Source organism: Curtobacterium sp. ISL-83 (assembly GCF_018613895.1).
In the GTDB taxonomy this organism is placed as follows: Bacteria; Actinomycetota; Actinomycetes; order Actinomycetales; family Microbacteriaceae; genus Curtobacterium.
The window spans coordinates 102899-122316 of sequence record NZ_JAGGPH010000013.1; the positions used below are offsets into that span (position 1 = coordinate 102899).

Consider the following 19418-nt stretch of genomic DNA (forward strand, 5'->3'; position numbering starts at 1 on the left):
CAGGAAGGCGAGTCGCGCCTCCCGGCCGACCGGGTCACGGCGTCGGGACCCGCTCCGCCACGAGCTCGCGCACGCGCGGCGCGACCTCGGTGCCGTACAGCTCGATCGACCGCATCATGTCCTCGTGCGGCAGTCGGCCGGTGGCGTAGCGCATGTCGAACCGCGAGACGCCGAGGATCCGCATGTTGCGCGCGATCTTCCGTGCGACGGTCTCCGGCGAGCCGACGTAGAGCGAGCCGCCGGCGGAGAGCCCGGCGCGGTACCCCGCCTGGTCCAGGGGCGGCCACCCGCGCTCACGGCCGAGCTGGTCGGTGACGGCCTTGTGGTACGGCCAGTAGCGCTCGGCCGCTTCCTCGTCGGTAGCGGCGACGAAGCCGGGCGAGTGCATGGCGATCGGCTGCTGCGGGAGGTCGAGCTGCGTCAGCGCCTGGCGGTAGAGCCGCGAGAACGGCGCGAACTGGGCCGGCTGGCCACCGATGATCGCCAGGAAGAGCGGCAGCCCGTAGGACGCGGCGCGGATGACCGACTGCGGGGAGCCGCCGACGCCGATCCACGTCGGGATCGCGCCGTGTTCGAGCTTCGGGAAGACGTCCTGGCCGATGAGCGACGCGCGCTTCGTGCCCGACCAGGTCACGGCGTCACCGGCGCGCAGGGCGTTCCAGAGCTGGAGCTTCTCCTCGAACAGGACCTCGTAGTCGGCGAGGTCGTAGCCGAAGAGCGGGAAGGACTCGGTGAACGAGCCGCGACCGAGGATGACCTCGGCGCGCCCGTTCGAGATGGCGTCGACGCTGGCGAACCGCTCGTACACGCGGACCGGGTCGTCGGAGGACAGCACGGTCACCGCGGAGCCCATCCGGATGCGCTCGGTGCGGGCGGCGATGGCGGCGAGCACCACCTCGGGAGCAGTGACGGCGTAGTCGGCGCGGTGGTGCTCGCCGATGCCGATGAAGTCGATGCCCACCTGGTCGGCCAGCACGGCTTCGTCGATGATGTCGCGGATGCTCTGCGCCTGGGTGCGGAGCGACCCGTCGGCGCGCTCGGTGACGTCGCCGAACGTGTCGAGTCCGAGCTGCACCGGCCCGATGCGCTCGGGTGCGGGCGGCGGGACGTCCGAGGGACGGTCGGTGCCGAATGCGTTGCTCATCCTGTGCCTCCAGCTCATCGCATTTCCATGCGTTTGCATCAATATAGCACGACCAGACGGATCGTGTACGGTCCGTCGCATGCCGAAGATCCCCGACCAGACCGGACGCCGCATCGTCGTCACGGGAGCCAACAGCGGGACCGGGAAAGAGGCGGCGACGCGCCTGGCCGCCGCCGGCGCCTCCGTGGTCCTCGCCGTCCGCACGCCCGCCAAGGGCGAGGACGCCGCAGCCGAGATCCGAGCAGCCCACCCGGGTGCCGACGTCGAGGTCCGCACGCTCGACCTCGCCGACCTGTCGAGCGTCCACCGCTTCGCCGACGGCGTGCTCGCGGACGACCGGCCGCTCGACGTGCTCGTGAACAACGCGGGCGTCATGGTGCCACCGAAGCGCTTCGAGACCGCTGACGGCTTCGAGCTGCAGTTCGGCACGAACTTCCTCGGCCCGTTCGCCCTGACGAACCTGCTGCTGCCCGCGCTCCTGAAGGCGCCGACGCCGCGCGTCGCGACGATGTCGAGCATCGCGGCTGTCCCCGGTCGGATCCGCTTCGACGACCTGCAGTGGGAGCACGGCTACAACCCATGGCGCGCCTACTCGCAGTCGAAGCTCGCCGACCTGCTGTTCGCCCTGCACCTGCACCGCCTGACCGTCGAGCTCGACCTGCCGCTCATGAGCACGGCTGCGCACCCGGGGTACACGCGGACGAACCTGCAGTCGGCCGGACGCTCACTCGGCCGGTCGACGCCGGTCGCGGCGAACCAGCGGGCGATGCCGTGGACCCAGGCGGTCGAACAGGGCACGGAGCCGCTGCTGTACGCGGCCGTGGGTCCGAACGCGCAGGGCGGGGCCTACTACGGGCCGTCCGGGTTGTTCGGGCTGACCGGCCCGACGACGCTCACCTCGATCCCGCGGTCGGCACGCAGCGCGGACCTGGCGCGGTCGCTCTGGGCGGTCGCGGAGGACCTGACGGGGACGCAGCTCCCGGCCTGACCGGCTGCGCCGCCGGGCACGGCCGTCGGCCTGGAGGCACGGCGGGCGTCCGGCACGAGCGGCCCGTCGCGACGTGGTCGCGTCAGCACGGGACGCGTGTGCGTGCGCGGGACGCGCCGCGTCAGAACGTGACGTCGTCGCGCGCGAACGCCGCAGCCACGGACGTCTCGATCGCACGCTGCCCGCGTGCGGTCGGGTGCACGTCGTCCGCCTGCATCCAGGTCGGGTGATCGCGCAGGGGCTCCCCGATGTCCACGTAGGTGCCGCCGATCTGGCGGACGGCCGAGCGCAGGTCGCTGGAGATCCGCGCGAGCTGCGCGGGCGGTGCGCTCTCGTTCCAGATCGCACTGAGCCCGATGATCCGGGCGTGCGGCAGCTGCCGGTGGAGCGTGACCACCAGCTGCTCGACCGCGCCGGGCAGGGCGTCGTCGTCCTGTCCGAGGTCGTTCGAGCTCGCCTGCACGATGATCACCCGGGGGTGCAACGCGACCGTGCGATCGGCCAGGTCGTCGTAGGTGCCGGCACAGTCGTCGGCGTCTCCCTGGGTCAGGACCCCGGCGCCGTTGCACGACAGGTTCGACAGCTGCCAGTGCTGGGCGTCGGCGAGCAGGGACGGCCACGCCTGCTGGATCGTCAGGCCGTGCCCGCCGGTGATCGAGTCGCCGATCAGGGCGACGCGTGCTCCCCGGGCGTGGTCCCAGGGGCGTGCCGTGGCGGTGGGCCTCGGCGCTGATCCGGTCCCCGCAGCGGAGGCTGCGCTGGCGTCGGTGCCGGCGCACGACGCGACGGCGAGCGCCGTGCACACGGCCAGGGCCGAGGCCAGCAGGGTCCGCGCGGTCGTCCTCACACGCCGAACGTACGTCCGGGGTCTATGACCCCGCTGTCAGCTCGGGGTGCAAAGCGGACAGTCAGGCCCGGTGGAGTTCGACGGAGCCGTCGAGGCGCCCGGGTTCGGTGAGTCGCGCGTGCTGCAGGACCGTGCGGTCCGGGCCGATCGCCGCGGCGACGATCGACAGCGTCGCGACGTGTCCCTCGGCCTCCTGGGCGTCGCGGAGGATCGCGTCCGGGTGATCGGAGGGCAGCGCGGCCGACTCGGCGAGCAGCCCGAACCACCCGCTCCACCCGTCGCCGGTGTCGTCCCCCGCGTCCGCGGCCCGGAGTTCGTCGAAGGGGCCGAGCTCGGGCGGTCCGGTCGGGGCGTCCACGGCGCGGAAGGCCCCGAGCCACCGGTCGACACGGGGCGCAGCGGGGTCGTCCGGCTCACCGTGCGTGACCATGTGCACGCCGGGACCGAGCGGTGTCGTCCGGACCTCTGTTCCATCCCACGTCACGACCGTCGCGCCCTCGGCCGTCGCACGCACGAGGTTGAACCCCCGGGTGGTCGGCCGGGCGGCATCGTTCGGCAGGACACCGTCGGCCACCGCGTCGAGGGGCAGCACGCCCCGCGTGGTCCAGGTCCCGTCCGGTGCGGCCACCGGCTCGCTCCGGTTCAGCACGACGGCGAGCCCAGCACGATCCGACGCGGCCAGCCACGCACCCCCGGCCGAGCGGTCACGCACCCCGCGGAGCGTCGGGTCCCGGTCGGGCCACCACGCGGCCGGCGGGTCCCACGGACGCTCGGGCGACTCGTCGCGGAGGGCCAGGACGGTGACGGGCCACTCGGCCCCGGGGTCGACGCGGACCACGACGGTGCACATGCGTCGATCCTCGCACGGCGCCACGGGTAGCGTGACCGGCGTGAACCGAGCACCAGAACGCCGTCTGACCATCGTCGTCGGGATCACCGGGGGCATCGCCGCGTACAAGGCGGTGGGGGTCGTCCGTGACCTCGTCAAGCGCGGCCACGACGTGCACGTCGTCCCGACCGAGGGCGCCCTGCGCTTCGTGGGGCTGCCAACGCTCGAGGCGCTCAGCCGGAACCCGGTCACGACGAGCGTGTTCGAGGACGTCGCCGAGGTCCGGCACGTCGCGCTCGGACGGCGCGCGGACCTGGTGGTCGTCGCCCCGGCCACCGCAGACTCGATCGCGAAGATGGCCGCGGGCCTCGCCGGTGACCTGCTCGGCACGACCCTGCTCGCGACCGAGGCGCCCGTGGTCGTGGCGCCCGCGATGCACCCGCAGATGTGGGAGCACCCGGCCACCCGCGCCAACGTCGCGACGCTCCGGCAGCGGGGCGTCCGGTTCGTCGGCCCCGTGGTCGGTGCGCTGACGGGCGACGACGCCGGGATCGGACGGATGGCGGAGCCCGAGGAGATCGTCGAAGCAGCCCTGTCGGTCCTGGACTCGCCGGGCCACCAGCCCGGGTCCGCCGGAGCCGACCCGACGGCGGGCCGTGACCGGCGCGCAGCAGGTGAGCAGCGCCTCCCGTCCGGATCCGGCGCACGGGGGGAGCAGGGCGACCTGGCGGGGGTGCATGTCGTCGTGAGCACCGGCGGGACCCGCGAACCGGTGGACCCCGTCCGGTTCGTCGGGAACCGCTCGAGCGGACGGCAGGGGCTCGCGATCGCCGCTGACGCGGTGCGCCGCGGTGCCCGGGTCACCGTCGTCGCGGCGAACCTCGACGCCGCGAGCACCGCCGGACTCGACGCGACCGTCGTGCCGGTGGGGTCGGCCCTCGAACTCGCCGAGGCCGTGCACGCGGCCGCCGTCGACGCCGACGTGGTCGTGATGACCGCCGCCATCGCCGACTACCGGCCGGCGGAGGTGCACGCCGAGAAGCTGAAGAAGGATGCGCAGGGCGAGACGATGACGCTCGAACTCGTCCGCAACCCGGACGTGCTCGCCGAGCTCGTCGCCGCCCGACGCACCGGGCAGATCATCGTCGGGTTCGCCGCCGAGACCGAGCCGGACCGGGATGCCCGGATCGAGCTCGGTCGCGCGAAGATCGCCCGGAAGCCAGCGGACCTGCTGGTCGTGAACCACGTCGGCTGGACGCACGGCTTCGAGCGCGAGGAGAACGCCATCGAGGTCCTGGTCCCCGGTGGCGAGGTGGTGCGGGAGACCTCGGGCAGCAAGGCCGAGGTGGCGGCGGCGGTCCTCGACCTGGTCGCGACCGCGCTCACCTGAGTTCGCGCTGACGCGAGCGCACCGGCCGGAGTCGACGGTCCGGGTCCCGCGTCCTGGGCGTGCTCCGTGCACAGCCGGGCGACGGCGGGCACGATGGGAGCATGCGACGACGTGAACGTGCCCGACGCGCCAACCGCACTGCTGCCCTGCTCGCGGTGGTGCTCGGCGGGGCCGGGGTCACCCACTTCCTGCGACCGCGCGGGTACGACCGCATCGTGCCGGGGTCGCTGCCACCCCGGTTGACGACGCTCGTGTCCGGCGCTGCCGAGCTCGGCATCGCGGCGGCCCTGACCGTCCCGGCGACACGACGTGCGGCCGGGTGGGCCGCGGCGCTGCTGTTCCTCGCCGTGTTCCCCGCGAACGTGAAGATGGCCGGTGACCTGCTCGACAGTCCCCGGGCCGGTCGCGCCGCGCGTCTGGTGTCCGTGCTCCGGCTGCCGCTGCAGGCGCCCCTCGTCGGGTGGGCCGTGCGCGTCGGTCGGCACGCTCCGAGGCCGTGACCACGTCGGCCGCCGACCGGGCAGCCGTACCGCTGCTGCACCGTCCGGTCACCGTGCACGCCTGGGAGGACGTCGTCTTCGCCCACTGGCGGCATGAACCGGCTTCGCTCGAACGGCTCGTCCCCCGCGGCACGCGACCGGACGTCGTGGACGGCAGCGCGTGGGCGGGGTTGTCCGCCTACGTCTTCCGCGAGACACGCGTCCCGCCGTTCCCGTCCGCGGGTCGGCTCGGGACGATGACCGAGGTCACCATCGAGGTCCTCACCGTCGACGCGCGCGGCCGTCACGGAGTCGCGTACCGCACGATCGACACGGCGAACGTGCCGGCGATCGTCGCCGCCCACGCGCTCCTCGGCGTGCCGTACACGTTCGCGTACGCCCGCTCGCGACGTCGAGGGGACTCGGTCGCGCACCGTTCGGTACGACGGCCGAGTCGCGCGCTGCACCCGGTCCGGTGGGCCCGGACACGCCCGGCATCGGGATCGGTGGGCCGGACGGGAGGCGCGGTGCGGCCCCGCCACGACGCCACGGTCCGCGTCGTCGCGGGCGAGGCGGTCGACTCCCCGCTCGCGACCGAGCTCACGACCCGCGCCGGCATCCACGCCCGTCACCTGGCGCAGACCGTGTTCTGGCAGCGCCAACACGAGGCCCTCGCGATCCGGAGTGCCCGCCTCGAGCGACTCGGGGGCGACCTGCCGGACGCAGTGGGCATGCCGGGGCTCTTCGACCGGGAACCCGACTCGCTGCTCGTCGTGGACGGCACCACGGTCCGGTACGGCTGGGGGGACGTGGTCCGGTGACCGACGACCTGGAACGGTTCGTGCGGGCGCAGCGCCGCGTGCACGAGGACGCGCTCGCCGAGCTCCGGCGCGGGCGGAAGACGTCGCACTGGATGTGGTTCGTGTTCCCGCAGGTAGCCGGCCTCGGTCGGAGCGCCACCGCGGTCCGGTACGCCCTCGACGGACTCGACGAGGCGCGCGCCTACCTGGCCCACCCGGTGCTCGGACCCCGGCTGCTCGAGGCAGCGGGCGTCGTCCGGGATGCCCCGGCCCGCTCCGTCGAGGAGCTGCTCGGCGGCATCGACGCCGTGAAGCTCCGCTCCTCGATGACGCTGTTCGCCCACGCCGCCGACGATCCCGGTCCGTTCGCCTCGGTGCTGGACCGCTGGTTCGACGCCGCCGAGGACCCGGCGACCCTGCGGCTGCTCGGTCTCGAGCGCTGAGGACCACCGCCCCCGGCTGACCCGTACCCGGCGCGGTACCGGTCGACCGGTAGCGCGCGCGGTCTGGCGGCGGACCGCAGCGGGCGGAACGCCGCTCGTATATCAGGTACGGTGAACCATGCACCGGCGCTGATCGGTGCCGATCCGCCCGCTCCCGTCACCCCGTCCGCGACGATCCCGGAGGAACCCGCATGCCGGTCCCCAGCACCGCACCGACCGAGCACCAGCTGCTCCGCGACACCGTCCGTCACAAGATCCACGACGCGATCATGGACGGCACCCTCGAACCCGGCGAGCGCCTGAACGACGACGAGCTCATCGCGTGGCTCGGCGTCTCCCGCACCCCGATCCGCGAGGCACTCAGTCAGCTCGCCCGTGCCGGCCTGATCGAGATGGCCCCGAACCGGTACACCCGGGTGACCACCCCGAACCCGGACGAGGTCATCGAGGCGATGCAGACCCTCGGTGTCCTGTTCGGCGGTGTGGTCCGTCTCGCGGTCCCGCGGCTCGGGACGGCCACGCGCAAGAAGATCCTCGCGCAGCTCGACAAGACGATCGCGGACTTCGAGGCCCACGACGTCCAGGCCGTCAACCACGACTCGCTCGACGTCTTCGCGCTGTACGTCGCGGAGTGCGGCAACGAGAACCTGCAGCGGGTCTGCCGGGACACCATGGACGGCCTGGCCTTCCGCCTCCGCCTGCCGAACCTCGACGAGCTCGTCGACTGGGACCGGATGACCGCCGACTTCCGCCGACTGCGCGCGGCCACGGAGTCCGGCGACAACATCGCCGCGGAGCTCGCGACCGAGGCCATCCACCTGCTGCCGGGCGAGAAGTCCTGAACCCTGCTGTACATCAACACAGGAAGCCGTCCGGAACCCGCCTCGGGGCCGGGCGGCTCCGTCGTCGGGCGGGCGCGTCCCCCGGGTCCCTCCCCCGTGCCAGCGCCGTCATGGGGTGAGCCGATAGCATCGCGGGCGACCGTCCCCGAGTGACCCGGAGCACCGCATGACCACTCCCCCGCCGGACCGCGCCGAGATCGCCGCGAGGTTGGCCGCGGCCGTCGGCCGGATCAACCGTCGTGCCCGCTCCGACTCCGCCTCGCTCGGGTACGGGATCGTCTCAGCCCTGGCGACGATCCAACGGCACGGACCCCTGCGCCCGGGCGACGTGTCGCGGCTCGAGGTGGTCACGAAGCCGACGATGACCCGCATCCTGACGGAGCTCGAACAGCGCGGCTTCATCGAGCGCGAGGCCGACCCCCGTGACGGCCGCGCGTTCATGGTGACGGCCACCCCGGCCGGCATCGACGCGGTCGAACAGGCCCGGTCGGCGCGCACCGGGATCGTCGCAGAACTCATCGCCGAGCTGCCCGGGCCGGACGTCGACGCGATCGCCGCAGCACTCGACGCGCTGGAGCGTGTGGCGCAGGGTGACCGTCCTCAGGAACCCCACACCTTCTGACCCGGGCCGGTCCGTTACCGGACCGTTACCACGGGGTGGACGGAAGGTTCTGCCAGCGAGCCTGAACGCCGTACCCAGCAACCCGGGTCAGGGTGTCGACTTCGCCCGGCGGCGGCCTCCCCACGGCCACCGACACGGCGGACGGACGGGCCCCACACCACCGTCCGGTCCTCCCCCGGCTCGCGGATCCACTCCTCGGGTGCCTCGGCACCGGATCACACCGGCACGCGCCACCCGCGTGCCCGTTGATCGAGCGGACCGCCACACGAGCCGGCCGACCACCGGAACCGATGACACACCGCACCACCTCCCCCACCCCCACCCCCGCACCTGCTCCCGCCTCCCCCGCCACACGACGGCAGGCCCTCGACAGCCCCTCCCGGCGGTTCCGCCGGATGATCCGCACGCGGACGACGGCCGTCGTCGGCGGAGCGGCGCTCCTCGCCGTCGCCGGCGGTGCCCTCGCGGTCGGCACGCAGCCCACGATCGCCGAGGCCCTCGGCGTCCCGACCGCGGCTGCGACCGCCACCCCGGGCCTCGCCGGGACGGCGCTCGCCCGGGCGCAGGCCCAGGCGACGGCGACGACCGCGCAGACGGTCCTCGCCACGGCGAACCACAAGACCGACACGGCCGTCCTCGAACGGCGCCTCGACCAGCTCGACCACACCGGGGACCTCTCCAGTGCGGCGATCACCTCGCGGATCTCCTCGACCGTCGACGCCGCCCAGGCCGTCGCGACCGCGAGTGCCGTGCAGGACAAGCGTGACGCCGACACCGCTGCCGCCGCGGCAGCAGCCGCGAAGCAGGCGGCCGCCGCTGCCCAGCGCGCTGCCGCCGAGCAGGCCGCGGCCGCGGCGGCAGCGCGCGCCCTCGCCGCAGGTAACACCGTTGCGGGAGCGAAGGCGACTGCGAGTGCACTCGCGGCGTCCCGGTACGGGTGGGGCTCCGCGCAGTTCCAGTGCCTCGACAGCCTGTGGACCAAGGAGTCCGGCTGGAACTACCAGGCCGTGAACGCGAACGGCGGCGCGACCGGGATCCCGCAGGCACTGCCCGGTTCGAAGATGGCGACCATCGCCGCGGACTGGCGGACGAACGCCACCACCCAGATCACCTGGGGACTGCAGTACATCAGCGCCTCCTACGGCACGCCGTGTGCCGCGTGGGCGCACTCGCAGGCCAGCAACTTCTACTGATCGACCGGTCATCCGACCGACGACGCACGACCCCGGGTTCCCCACCCGGGGTCGTCGTCGTGTAGGCATACCGGGTGACCACCATCGGACTCCGCCGGATGGCGCCCAGGGACCCCGCCGAGGGTCACCGCGCCGCGAGCCCCCTCGAGCTGCTCTTCGACCTGGTCTTCGTCGTCGCGGTCGGCTTCGCCGCGACGAACCTGCACCAGATCGAGGCGGCCGGGCACATCACGTCTGCGGTGCTGTCGTACGCCTTCCTGTTCTTCGCGATCTGGTGGGCGTGGATCAACTTCACGTGGTTCGGCACGTCGTTCGACACCGATGACTGGCTCTACCGGGTCATGACGTTCGTGCAGATGGCGGGCGTCCTCGTGCTGGCCGCCGGGGTCCGGGCCGCGATGGTCGACGGGACCGTGACCATCGTGGTCATCGGGTACGTCGTGATGCGCCTGGCCCTCGTCGCACAGTGGATCCGGGCAGGGGTGTCGGCGCCCGAGTACCGGCGCACGGCCGTCCGGTACGCCAGCAGCATCATCGTCGTGCAGGCGCTCTGGGTCGGGTTGGTCTTCGTGCCGCCCACCGTGGCACCGTTCATCACGCCCGTGCTCATCCTGCTCGAGGTCCTGGTCCCGCCCTTCGCTGAAGCCGGCGCGCAGACCACGCCGTGGCACACACGGCACATCGCGGAGCGGTACTCGTTGTTCACGCTCATCGTGCTCGGCGAGGGACTGGTCGCGTCCGCCAACGCCGTCATCGACGGGCTGGCCCACGCTGACCACCTCGGCCCGCTGCTCGTGCTCGCCGCCTGCGGCCTCGTCATCGTGGCGGGGCTGTGGTGGATCTACTTCTCGCGCGAGCAGCACGCACACATCCGGTCGCTGCCCACAGCGCTGGTGTTCGGCTACGGGCACTACTTCGTGTTCGCCGCGGCCGGAGCGCTGCCCGCCGGCATCGAGGTCGCCGTGAGCGCGGACGCCGGCGAGGCGGAGCTCTCCCGCACCGCCGTCGCCGCCGCGATCGCGGTCCCGGTGGCGCTGTTCGTGCTGGCGATCTGGGCGCTCGCGCTCCGGCCGACGCTGTCCACCCGGTGGAACGTCGTCGTGGTCGTGCTGGCGCTCGCAGTCCTGGCGGTGATCGCCGTCCCGTCGGTGACCCTCGTGGCGACCGCACTGCTCGTCGCGGCCATCGTGGTCGTCCTGGACATCGCTGAACACCGCGAGACGTGACGTCCGCCAATCCCACATGCGGACAGGCGATCCGGTGGGCTGGAGGCGCCCCTGCTGCCATCAGGACCCCGCAGCGAGGCGGATACCTTGCGGCCGATCAGGGGCAGCCCCGAACAGCCCGAAACCGGTCCAACCGTTCGTGAACCGCTCACAGTTTCGGTCATGCGTTCCGGACAGCTACAGCTCCGGCGTGTCGGCCTCGCTCCGGCGGTGCCCGGAAACGGTCGTTACCGGGCAGCCACAGTGCCTCCCGCTTGGCGCGGACACCGCCAAGTCTGAGGCGATAGTGACAGATCCGTCGCGAAGGCCCCAACCGAAGGGGGCCCACCGATGCCGATGGCGGCGATAGCGTGGGTTAGTGAACCCCGGCGTCGCACCCGACACGCGACGTCGATTCCAAGCGATTCGCAAACCGCTTAGGACCAACCACGTTCACTAGCTACTCGGCTTCTTCTAACCAGATGCGCCGCGAACTCGGCAAGCAACGCAGCCAGCCGCGAGGGTTTCTGTGGGACGCAGCTGTCTGGCGCCGAAGCTGCCCACCCTGCCACTGAACGCCCACTGAGAGAGGCTGGGTCCGCCCGACAGTGAGTCGTCGGACTAGACGGCTTCCCCTGGGTTCAGGTGCTCCGACGTGAATTCGATGTCGCCGCGCTGGATCAACGGCAGTAGCAAGGCGCTGCCGAAAACCCGTCGACTCAAGTCGGCGGTCGCTTCTCGCAGGTACGGCAGCAGCACCATCATCGCGACGTTGTTGATGAAGTCGAGGAGGGTCGACTGTTCGATCCCTTTGGCACTGCCCCCTCCGTACGACCACTCACCGTTCAACCCGACGACGATCTCGCCCTGCCCGGGAGCCTTGACTGTCGTACGGACGCGGACACGGAACGCCGCGTCATCCTCTCGGAAGCCGTACCCCATCTCCTGCGAGAGCTGCAGCTCGGTCAACCCCTCTGGCGTCGTCGATGCTCCCTCGTCACGGAGTGCGCTCAGCTCGAAGTAGCTGATGCCGACCAGATCGGCGGCTTGAACGAGGGCGCGCAGTTCCGGTGACGGGGATACGTCAGACACGCGTCACCTGGTACTCCGTCGAGTACGACATCGTGCTCACTTCGCGGGCACGAGACCATGTGCCGAGCGCGTTCATGTTGACGACCTGCGAGATGCGGTCGGGGCTGACCTGCTCGTCCTCGCAGTCATCGATGATCTCCACCTTGATTCGCGCGCCAACGGCCATCGCGTACCGCTGGATGGTCGTCTGGGTGGGGTTGGCGTCGTACCGCTCAAACTTGGCAACGGCCGGCTGGCTGACCCCCATGCGCTCAGCGACCTCAGCCTGCGTCAAGCGGTGCTTGTGCCGAAGCTCAACCAGGCCTCTCAGGAGGGAGCTGGTCGTGTCGAGAAGAGCGTCTGCGCGCGCGTCGAGACGTGCACTAGCGTCGTTCATAACTTAAACTCTATAGCCCTGGGGGTGTGGCGTCCACTCAGGGAAGCCCCCACCTCACGGGTCGTCCCTCGTGGAAGCGACCAATCGCGATGTTGATCTGAGCGTCCTGCAGGTCGCGCGTCGCACGCTTGTCACCCTCAACGATCTGCTTCTCGTGGAGGTGCAGACCCACGAACGCGTCCGTGATCGTGGCGGGCTCTGCATGGTAGAGCCGGACTTCAACCGACCGGTTCACTCGCTTGCCATCCGGAAGCTGCTCGAGCACCTTGATCTTCCAACGGATCTCAAACAGGTACTCGTGGGCGCCACGGTCGATGTCCTTGACGTGCTCGACCGGGACCAGAGAGCCGGCACACGCGTCCTCGAGGCGCTTCGTGAAGCGGCGCTTCTCAAGCGGCCAGTTGTACGGCGACCACAGCCGTCCGGCCCGGTGCATCAGATCGTGAAACTCGTCCGCGGCAGCAGCGATAGCGGCTGCCGTCGGCTCCGGAGCATCTGGGTAAAAGACGAACTCCAACGGATCTCCTCCACTGCAGCGTGAAGGCCTATCGGACATACTGGCGAGTCTACTGACGACGCACGACAGGACGAGGAGATCCCCTTCGCCATGCGTCTGTGGGCTCAGGTGGACCCTGTCGCTGAACGGGCTCCGGTCACCGCCGCAGTAGCTATGGCTCCTCCGCTGGCCCCGCCGACCGCGAAAATGCGACGTTGAGCGCCGAAGCAGCCGCCCGCACGAAGGGTGCGGCGGCGATACCGACTCCGCTCGCCGTTGCGAAGGGCCTGGTCGCGCCCACGACGGGGCACGCGAGTCCTAAACCTCGAGGAAGAGTGGTCCCTCCGGCCGCGTTGCTGCTGTTGATGGAGCCATCGCCCGCGTACGCGTGGCGGTCGGCGTTGGTAGGGCTGAGTGCCGCATCGACAGAGTCACGCTGCAGTGGTCACGCCCCAAACGGTCGTGTTCGGTCACAGCTTGCGGCTCGGGCTCGGGCTCGGGCTCGGGCTCGGGCTCGGCTAGCATGCTGCCGTGCGTCAAGCGACGGTTCCTCACAGCAAGCCCGTTGGTGGCCTGCAAATCGGAGCGACCGTGCTTGCCGCATTCAGCTTCGCCACCTTCGTGGTGCTCTTTCTCGTGCTCTGGTTGCCGGTTTGGCTGACGGGATCTGAGTCGTCACTGCTCTTGTGGCCCCTTGTGTTCCTGCTCAGTGCTCTCCCGTGGTCCGCCGCGCTCCTCGCCGTGATCCTCAGCGCGACTGCGCAGAACGCGGACCGCAACCGCCTGTCCGGGACCGTCTGCGGGGTGAGCGCCGCCTTGCTCACGCTCGCCCCTGTTGCCCTCTGGTTCGGCGGACCGTAACCCGGACGGGCGCCCGTCTCGACGAGCGCGTGCGGCGGTTTCCGCTCGCGGGGTCGAGAGGGTCGTCGAGGGTGTCTTTCAGCGCCGAGGCGTTGTACCAGCGTTGCCCGGACTCGACCAGGCGGTGAAGAGGTTCGAAAGGTGATGCGGCTCTTTTGACTGATCATCCACTCGGGAGAGCCAGAAGCAGTCCGTGATCACGGGCGCCGTTTCTCCGATCGCCCGAACAGGATGAGTAGATCGCGATTGCGAGCAATGGCCACGCCACCCATGGCCCCCAGAGAGTATCCCCGGCCGCCCCGAAGAGAAGCGCAATGGTCACGTGCAACACCGTAACGACAGAAGCCGTGGTTCGGGCCGACCCGTCACCGCTCCACGTACAACGTCTCCCAGTACCGCAGGATGATCGTGTCGCCAGGCCCGAGTTCTCCGGCGATCAGGGACACCAGGCGATCCGCCTGGTGTCTGTGGGCGACCGCAGCGCTCTTCGTCTGCCAGCCGGAGTCGGGCATGTACCCGTCGTTGAACGTCGCAGCCCATTCGCAGATCTCGGCCTGCAGACCCTCGCTGAGTGCCGGTTCGCCGGGTGGGCAACTGCCTTCCTCGTCGGTGCCCAGGGGCCAGTCGATCGTGTACTCGTTGCCCAGGATGTACTGGGTCATGTCGTGGCCTCGACGTGCCTCCTGTCCGCCTCGGCCCCGTCAGCCGACGCGCGCGACCCGGACGTCGGCGCGGGCGACGACGAGACCGCCTGCGGTCGCCGCGGCGAGCGCGGCCAGGTGGGCCGCTCGAGCCGTCTCCGGAGCGGGAAGGACACCGTCCGTGCCGATGACGACCCGCAGGACGTCGTCATCGAGGACGACCCGCGGGGCCCCTGCACCGCGGACCAGGCCGCGTGCGGCCGTGATCGCGCTCTCGACCGTGGGGCGTGCGCGGTAGAGCTCGGCCACCCCGGGGACCGCGAGGACGGCCGCGTCCACGGTGGCAAGGGTCTCTGCGTCGGTGCTCATGCGTCCTCCTCGGGGGTCTCGATGCCCGTGGTGCTGTCGGTGCGACCGGGGTCACCGGGGTCACCGGGGTCACCGGGGATCGTCGCGGCTTCGGGGGTGTCCCGGTCCTCCGGGAGGGGCGGCAGGAGGTCCCGGACCACGATGTCCACGGCGTCGATCACCAGGTCGGTCTGCTCGGCGAGCACGGCGACCACGGTCGATCGCACCTGTGTCGCGGTCACCTGCACCGGGTACCCCTGCCGGATCGCGATCTCGACCACGACGCGGACGGGGGCGCCGAGTTCCGTCACGTCCCCGTCGAGGGAGCACCGCGCCACGACGACGCCCGACACACCGTCGCCGGCGGTGCGGACGAGCGACCGGATCGCTCCCTCGGTCATCACCGGGCGTTCGGTGACGGCCTCGGGTCGCAGCGGGACGTCACGACCAGCTCGTGCCTCCAGCGAGATGTTCGCGAGGACGCCGCTGATCCAGGATTCGTCCGCCGGCGGCTCGTCCGCCGCCGCCTCCTCCAGCGCGCGCAGGGACGACTGCCGTAGCCGGACGATCGCGGCGAGGGCGTTCTGACAGGACGGCGAGTCGTCGATGGTCGGGTCCGCGGGCACCATCCCCGCGTCGAGGTAGTCCGCGAGTTCGTCGATCGTGTGACCGTCGAGGTCACCGGGGACGTCGGGCAGTGTTCGGTCCGGCTCCGTCATCGCCATCCCTCCATCAGTCGGATCATGTTCTTCCGCGCCCGTGCGAGCAACCCACGCACGGTCGATGCCGGGAGGCCGAGCTCCTCCGCGATGTCCTCGTAGCGGTACTCGAGCACTTCCTTCATGATCCAGCACCGCCGCTGTTCGTCCGGCAGGGACGCGAGTGCCACCTCCACCGCCTCCTCGCGCGAACGCGCCTCGGCCACGCGGTCGGGAGCATCGTGGGACGGCGCGGCGACCTCGAGTTCGGTGACGTCGTCGTGGTCACGGCGGGCGCGGATCCGGTCGATGCACTTCCGGCTGAGGATGCGCATGAGCCAGGACTTGACGCGGGCACGGTCCTCGAGCGCGTCGAGTCGGCTCCACGCGGTGATGAACGTCTCCTGCACGACGTCGTCGAGTTCGTCGGTGGAATCGAGTGTCCGACGCGCGTAGGCCCGGAGCAGCGGTGTGTACCGCCGGATGAGGACCTCGAACGCCCGGACGTCGCCGTCGGACGCGCGACCGGCGAGGACGGCGTCGTCGAGGTCCACGAGGGGCTGGTGCTGCACGGTTTCCTTCTACTGGTCATGGGTGGATGTCTCCTGCGGGTGGTGTGCCCTGCCGGTGGTGGCGCGGCCGGCGGAGCGCCCGCTCCGCGGTGCAGCTCCGGTGCTCCCCCGTTCCGCTCAGCGCTTCAGCCGACGTGGTCCCCGGCGAAGCCCTTGGGGAGTCCGCCCCGGAGACCGCGGGTGGAGACGACCTTCGTGACGCCGACTCGTCGGGCGCTGAGCGCGTGAACACGCGCCTGCGCGAGCAGGTGCGCCGGAGCGGTCCGACGGTGGACCGCCCCGGCTCCGCACCCGGTCCTGCTGGTCGTCATGCCACCCGGGACGGCGTCTCGTCCTCGTCACCGGGGATGAAGACGTCCTGGACCGTGACGTTGACCTCGGCGACGTCCATGCCGACGATCTGCTGGAGCGCGCGGGCGACCCCGGTTCGGACGCCGTCGGCGACGTCCTGCAGGGCGACGGGGTACTCGGCGACGATGACGATGTCGGCGGCGACCTGCTTCTCGCCGACCTCGACCTTCACGCCCTGGGCGAGGTCGCGCTGTCCGATCGCGTCGCGGATCGCGCCGATGGCACGGGCCGCGCCGGTGCCGAGGGAGTGCACGCCGGCGACGTCGCGGGCGGCGATGCCGGCGACCTTCGCGACGACGGTGTCGTCGATCACGGTCGTGCCCGTCGTGCCCGTCGTGCCCGTCGAGCCGGTCGAGCCGGACGTCCCTGTGTGCGCGGCGGTCCGGGTGGCGTCGGTGGGCGTCGCTGCGGTCGTGGTGGGCGTCGTCGTGTCGGCCATGGGGGTCCTCCTCGTCAGGCGACCGGATCTCGGCCGCTGTCGGTAGGACGGACCGGACCGCGCGATCGTCACACCCGATCTCGGATCCGTTCCGGTTCCCCACACCCGGCGTCGGGATGCGGCAGAGTGTCGACATGGCCACCGTCACCGCCGTCTGTCGCGTCGCGCAGCTCCTGCCAGACTCCGGCACGATCGGCGTCACCGCGATCGACAAGCGTCCCGTCGACGGGGCCGTGCGTGTCCGCCCCCTCGGCCTGCACGCAGACGTGCAGGCCGACCGGAAGCACCACGGGGGCGAGGACCAGGCCGTGTACGCCTACGCCGACGAGGACGCGGCCCACTTCGCGGAGATGCTCGACCGCGACATCCCTCCGGGACTGTTCGGCGAGAACCTCCGAACGACCGGCATCGACGTCACCGGTGCCGTGACGGGCGAACGATGGCGGATCGGCGAGACCCTGGAACTCGAGGTCACCATCCCGCGCATCCCGTGCGGCACGTTCGCCCGGCGGATGCGTCTCGACAAGTGGGTGAAGCGGTTCGCGGCCGAGGGGCGCCCCGGTGCGTACCTCCGGGTCGTGCGCTCGGGTCCGGTCGCGGCCGGTGATCCGGTCGTCATCACCCACCGTCCGGAGCACGGCGTCACGATCGGTGACCTGTTCGCCGGACTCTCGACGGAGCAGGCACGGGCGGTCCTGGCGTCGAGCAGTCGGCTCGCGCCGAAGGTGGAGCGCGAGGTCACGAAGGTGTTGACCCGGGTCCGGGCCTAGTCGCTCGCACTCCGGACGAGCCGGTCCCTCAGGCCCGGTCTCGGTCTCCCGACGGTCGTCGGTACGTGCTCGGGTCGCACGTGTGCACTGCGCGCTCGTCCTGGACCGTGCGGAGGTTGTAGGCGGCGCAGTCCACGAACGTCCCGATGCTGATGGCCGACGGTGACCGGTACAGCTCGCCCTTCGACGGACCGTCGGAGCCGATGCCGGCGCGGTGCACCATCCACTCGATGTCCCGTGCTTCCTCGTCCAGGTACCGCATCACGGCCTCGTTGTCCTCGTGCTGCCCGATGTACCCGCGGGCGATGGTGCTGCGGACCAGCCGGAGCGCTGGTGCGAGGCGCTTCCCCGGTGCCGCGCTGAGGCCACCCGCCTGGTACAGGAACCGCCTGACCCCCTGCCGTCGCATGGCGGGCACGAGCGCCCGGACGAACTCGGTGTTCACCTGTCGCTCCCGCTGCGCCGCGACGTCGCCGAGCATGGCCACGACCGCGTCCGTTCCGGTGAGGAGTGCGTCGAGGTCGAGTTCCGAGGTGATCGACCCCGGCACGACCTGCAGGTCCTCGTGCTCCATCGCGAGCTTGCTGGGCGTGCGCGCGAGCACGCGCACCGCATGCCCCTGTTGCAGTGCGAGACGGACGAAGTGCCGCCCCGTCTGCCCGGTTCCACCGAACACCAGGAAGGTCTTCTGCTCGTTCATGTCGTCATCCTGTCCACCCCGTTGGGCACGGGCACCGCGGAGCACTGGTTGCTCGTCGCCCAATGTAGGCGATGTCTAGATAATAGGCAATGCCTAGATCACGTACGATGGCCACATGACCGAGCGGCCCTTCCACCACGGGAACCTGCGCTCGGCGCTGCTCGACGAGGCGACGACGATGCTCCGGGAGACCGGGCTCGACGGACTCTCCCTGCGCGAGCTCGCCCGACGCGCCGGGGTCAGCCACGGCGCTCCGCGGAGCCACTTCCGCGACCGGCAGGCACTGCTCGACGCCCTGGCCGAGGTCGGATTCGACCGCCTGACGGACGATGTGCGGACCGCACTCGCGGCCGGTGGCGCCCTGGAACACCGGTTCCGACGGGTCGCACGGGCGTACGTCGACTTCGCGATCGATGACGCGGCCTTGATGGACCTCATGTTCCAGGCGAAGACGGACGGCCAGGTGGGCGCGGTGCGAGACGCCGCCGCACGGCTCTTCGGGGTGCTCGACGACGCGATGGGAGCGAGCCCCTCGACGCACGGCACGGAACCGCGGGAGACCTTCAAGCTGCTGTTCGCGGCGACCCTGCAGGGCATCGCGAGGCTCGTCGCGTCACGCCGGATCTCGCGTGCACAGGGGAACCGGCTGGTCGACGAAGCGGTGGCCGTCCTGCTCGGCTCCGCGTTGCTGCGGAGCGCCGTCGCATCCGAACGAGGCTGACCGACGACGAGGGCCGGGTTCCGGGCCGTCAGTCGGCCTGCGCCCGACGCGCCGGGTCGATCGGGCGTCGCGCCCGGGGCAGCCCCGAGACGACCAGCTCGTAGGCGTTCGCCACCAGGTCCTCGACCAACTCCTCGTCGATCCCGGGACCCGGTGCGAGCGTGATCCAGTGCTGCTTGTTCATGTGCCAGCCGGGCGTGATCTCGTCGTGGTCCCGCACGAGGGACGCCCCGTGCGGCGGCGCGCACTTGAGGTTCACGATCGGCACGCCGCGCAGCTCGGTCGTCATCGCGAACATCTTCCCGACGACCTTGTACACGAACGTGCCCTCACTGAAGGGCTGCGTCTCGTCGACCGCCGGCAGCGCCATCGCCGTGCGGATCGCGATCTCGTGCAGCGCTTCCCCGTCCATCGCACCAGCATGCCCGCCACGACCGACACGCACCCGCCACCGACCCACCTGCATCGACCCACCTGATCGGGGGTCATCGTGAGGTTCGATCAGGTCGTACGATCGAGGGACCGCGTACCCGACGCGGCGGCCGGAACCGGTCTCCATGATCCCCGGGGG

26 protein-coding genes are annotated in these 19418 nt (G+C 71.2%); 12 read left to right on the top strand and 14 right to left on the bottom strand.

The features are described 5' to 3' along the window. Nucleotides 1-34: 34 nt before the first annotated feature. Nucleotides 35-1144 (bottom strand): LLM class flavin-dependent oxidoreductase, encoded by a 1110-nt coding sequence (locus J7E22_RS13140; protein WP_251009113.1) that lies wholly within the window; start codon nt 1142-1144, stop codon nt 35-37. 79 nt (nt 1145-1223) lie between these two features. Here J7E22_RS13140 and J7E22_RS13145 point away from each other — a divergent pair, with 79 nt between their 5' ends. Beyond that, nucleotides 1224-2132: an SDR family oxidoreductase gene (locus J7E22_RS13145; protein WP_214982267.1), complete on the top strand. Its 909-nt coding sequence runs from the start codon at nt 1224-1226 to the stop codon at nt 2130-2132. 121 nt (nt 2133-2253) lie between these two features. Here the strand turns inward: J7E22_RS13145 and J7E22_RS13150 are convergent, their stop codons facing one another. Together J7E22_RS13150 and J7E22_RS13155 are read right to left on the bottom strand one after the other, a co-directional pair. Continuing rightward, complete coding sequence (locus J7E22_RS13150; RefSeq protein ID WP_214982268.1) at nt 2254-2979, bottom strand: SGNH/GDSL hydrolase family protein; 726 nt, start codon at nt 2977-2979, stop codon at nt 2254-2256. A 61-nt stretch (nt 2980-3040) separates the two neighbouring features. Then, complete coding sequence (locus tag J7E22_RS13155) at nt 3041-3829, bottom strand: NRDE family protein (RefSeq protein ID WP_214982269.1); 789 nt, start codon at nt 3827-3829, stop codon at nt 3041-3043. Nucleotides 3830-3893: 64 nt separating this feature from the next. Between J7E22_RS13155 and J7E22_RS13160 the strand changes: the two genes are divergently transcribed. The 8 genes from J7E22_RS13160 (at nt 3894) to J7E22_RS13195 (ending at nt 10803) form a co-directional block, all read left to right on the top strand. Then, entirely contained in the window at nt 3894-5198 is a 1305-nt protein-coding gene (locus tag J7E22_RS13160; protein ID WP_214982467.1) for a phosphopantothenate--cysteine ligase family flavoprotein, read from the top strand. 101 nt (nt 5199-5299) lie between these two features. Beyond that, nucleotides 5300-5698, top strand: a complete 399-nt coding sequence (locus J7E22_RS13165; protein WP_214982270.1) for a hypothetical protein — start codon at nt 5300-5302, stop codon at nt 5696-5698. Next, a complete protein-coding gene (locus tag J7E22_RS13170) occupies nt 5695-6498 on the top strand; it encodes a DUF2071 domain-containing protein (RefSeq protein ID WP_214982271.1) in 804 nt (267 codons plus the stop codon). Before J7E22_RS13165 ends, J7E22_RS13170 begins: the two co-directional genes overlap by 4 nt. Continuing rightward, a complete protein-coding gene (locus J7E22_RS13175) occupies nt 6495-6920 on the top strand; it encodes a DUF1810 domain-containing protein (protein WP_214982272.1) in 426 nt (141 codons plus the stop codon). Before J7E22_RS13170 ends, J7E22_RS13175 begins: the two co-directional genes overlap by 4 nt. 191 nt (nt 6921-7111) lie before the next feature. Next, nucleotides 7112-7762 carry a GntR family transcriptional regulator gene (locus tag J7E22_RS13180; RefSeq protein WP_214982273.1) on the top strand — a complete coding sequence of 217 codons (651 nt, stop codon included), beginning with the start codon at nt 7112-7114 and terminating at the stop codon, nt 7760-7762. Between the two features lie 166 nt (nt 7763-7928). Then, nucleotides 7929-8384 (top strand): MarR family winged helix-turn-helix transcriptional regulator, encoded by a 456-nt coding sequence (locus J7E22_RS13185; protein ID WP_214982274.1) that lies wholly within the window; start codon nt 7929-7931, stop codon nt 8382-8384. Nucleotides 8385-8674: 290 nt separating this feature from the next. Next, the gene (locus J7E22_RS18000; protein WP_214982275.1) at nt 8675-9577 is read left to right on the top strand and encodes a phospholipase; all 903 of its coding nucleotides are present in this window, start codon (nt 8675-8677) and stop codon (nt 9575-9577) included. Between the two features lie 74 nt (nt 9578-9651). Further along, the gene (locus tag J7E22_RS13195; RefSeq protein ID WP_308159254.1) at nt 9652-10803 is read left to right on the top strand and encodes a low temperature requirement protein A; all 1152 of its coding nucleotides are present in this window, start codon (nt 9652-9654) and stop codon (nt 10801-10803) included. Nucleotides 10804-11403: 600 nt separating this feature from the next. On the opposite strand, the gene J7E22_RS13200 is transcribed toward J7E22_RS13195, so the two are convergent. From J7E22_RS13200 to J7E22_RS13210, 3 genes are read right to left on the bottom strand one after another with little or no spacing between them, the layout of a single operon-like run. After that, nucleotides 11404-11874 carry a hypothetical protein gene (locus tag J7E22_RS13200; RefSeq protein WP_214982276.1) on the bottom strand — a complete coding sequence of 157 codons (471 nt, stop codon included), beginning with the start codon at nt 11872-11874 and terminating at the stop codon, nt 11404-11406. After that, a complete protein-coding gene (locus J7E22_RS13205) occupies nt 11867-12250 on the bottom strand; it encodes a helix-turn-helix transcriptional regulator (RefSeq protein WP_214982277.1) in 384 nt (127 codons plus the stop codon). The genes J7E22_RS13200 and J7E22_RS13205 overlap by 8 nt, the downstream gene beginning before the upstream one ends. Before the next feature lie 37 nt (nt 12251-12287). Further along, on the bottom strand, nt 12288-12767 hold the full coding sequence (locus tag J7E22_RS13210) for a hypothetical protein (RefSeq protein WP_214982278.1): 480 nt from the start codon (nt 12765-12767) through the stop codon (nt 12288-12290). A gap of 510 nt (nt 12768-13277) precedes the next feature. On the opposite strand from J7E22_RS13210, the gene J7E22_RS13215 reads away from it, so the two are divergent. After that, entirely contained in the window at nt 13278-13607 is a 330-nt protein-coding gene (locus J7E22_RS13215; protein ID WP_214982279.1) for a hypothetical protein, read from the top strand. A 365-nt stretch (nt 13608-13972) separates the two neighbouring features. On the opposite strand, the gene J7E22_RS13220 is transcribed toward J7E22_RS13215, so the two are convergent. From J7E22_RS13220 to J7E22_RS13245, 6 genes are all read right to left on the bottom strand, one after another. Continuing rightward, nucleotides 13973-14269 carry a hypothetical protein gene (locus J7E22_RS13220; RefSeq protein WP_214982280.1) on the bottom strand — a complete coding sequence of 99 codons (297 nt, stop codon included), beginning with the start codon at nt 14267-14269 and terminating at the stop codon, nt 13973-13975. Between the two features lie 39 nt (nt 14270-14308). After that, nucleotides 14309-14617 carry a hypothetical protein gene (locus J7E22_RS13225; protein ID WP_214982281.1) on the bottom strand — a complete coding sequence of 103 codons (309 nt, stop codon included), beginning with the start codon at nt 14615-14617 and terminating at the stop codon, nt 14309-14311. Continuing rightward, nucleotides 14614-15315 (bottom strand): hypothetical protein, encoded by a 702-nt coding sequence (locus J7E22_RS13230; protein ID WP_214982282.1) that lies wholly within the window; start codon nt 15313-15315, stop codon nt 14614-14616. Before J7E22_RS13230 ends, J7E22_RS13225 begins: the two co-directional genes overlap by 4 nt. After that, nucleotides 15312-15866, bottom strand: coding sequence for an RNA polymerase sigma factor (locus J7E22_RS13235; RefSeq protein ID WP_214982283.1), 555 nt, complete (start codon nt 15864-15866; stop codon nt 15312-15314). Before J7E22_RS13235 ends, J7E22_RS13230 begins: the two co-directional genes overlap by 4 nt. 125 nt (nt 15867-15991) lie before the next feature. After that, nucleotides 15992-16177: a hypothetical protein gene (locus tag J7E22_RS13240; RefSeq protein ID WP_214982284.1), complete on the bottom strand. Its 186-nt coding sequence runs from the start codon at nt 16175-16177 to the stop codon at nt 15992-15994. Beyond that, nucleotides 16174-16656 (bottom strand): Asp23/Gls24 family envelope stress response protein, encoded by a 483-nt coding sequence (locus J7E22_RS13245; protein ID WP_214982285.1) that lies wholly within the window; start codon nt 16654-16656, stop codon nt 16174-16176. The genes J7E22_RS13240 and J7E22_RS13245 overlap by 4 nt, the downstream gene beginning before the upstream one ends. 134 nt (nt 16657-16790) lie before the next feature. On the opposite strand from J7E22_RS13245, the gene J7E22_RS13250 reads away from it, so the two are divergent. After that, the gene (locus J7E22_RS13250) at nt 16791-17426 is read left to right on the top strand and encodes an MOSC domain-containing protein (protein WP_214982286.1); all 636 of its coding nucleotides are present in this window, start codon (nt 16791-16793) and stop codon (nt 17424-17426) included. Nucleotides 17427-17454: 28 nt separating this feature from the next. Here J7E22_RS13250 and J7E22_RS13255 read toward each other — a convergent pair whose 3' ends face one another. Then, nucleotides 17455-18126: an NAD(P)-dependent oxidoreductase gene (locus J7E22_RS13255; protein ID WP_214982287.1), complete on the bottom strand. Its 672-nt coding sequence runs from the start codon at nt 18124-18126 to the stop codon at nt 17455-17457. Between the two features lie 115 nt (nt 18127-18241). Here J7E22_RS13255 and J7E22_RS13260 point away from each other — a divergent pair, with 115 nt between their 5' ends. Then, the gene (locus tag J7E22_RS13260; RefSeq protein WP_214982288.1) at nt 18242-18847 is read left to right on the top strand and encodes a TetR/AcrR family transcriptional regulator; all 606 of its coding nucleotides are present in this window, start codon (nt 18242-18244) and stop codon (nt 18845-18847) included. 28 nt (nt 18848-18875) lie between these two features. On the opposite strand, the gene J7E22_RS13265 is transcribed toward J7E22_RS13260, so the two are convergent. Further along, nucleotides 18876-19259 (bottom strand): MmcQ/YjbR family DNA-binding protein, encoded by a 384-nt coding sequence (locus J7E22_RS13265; RefSeq protein WP_214982289.1) that lies wholly within the window; start codon nt 19257-19259, stop codon nt 18876-18878. Between the last annotated feature and the right edge of the window lie 159 nt (nt 19260-19418).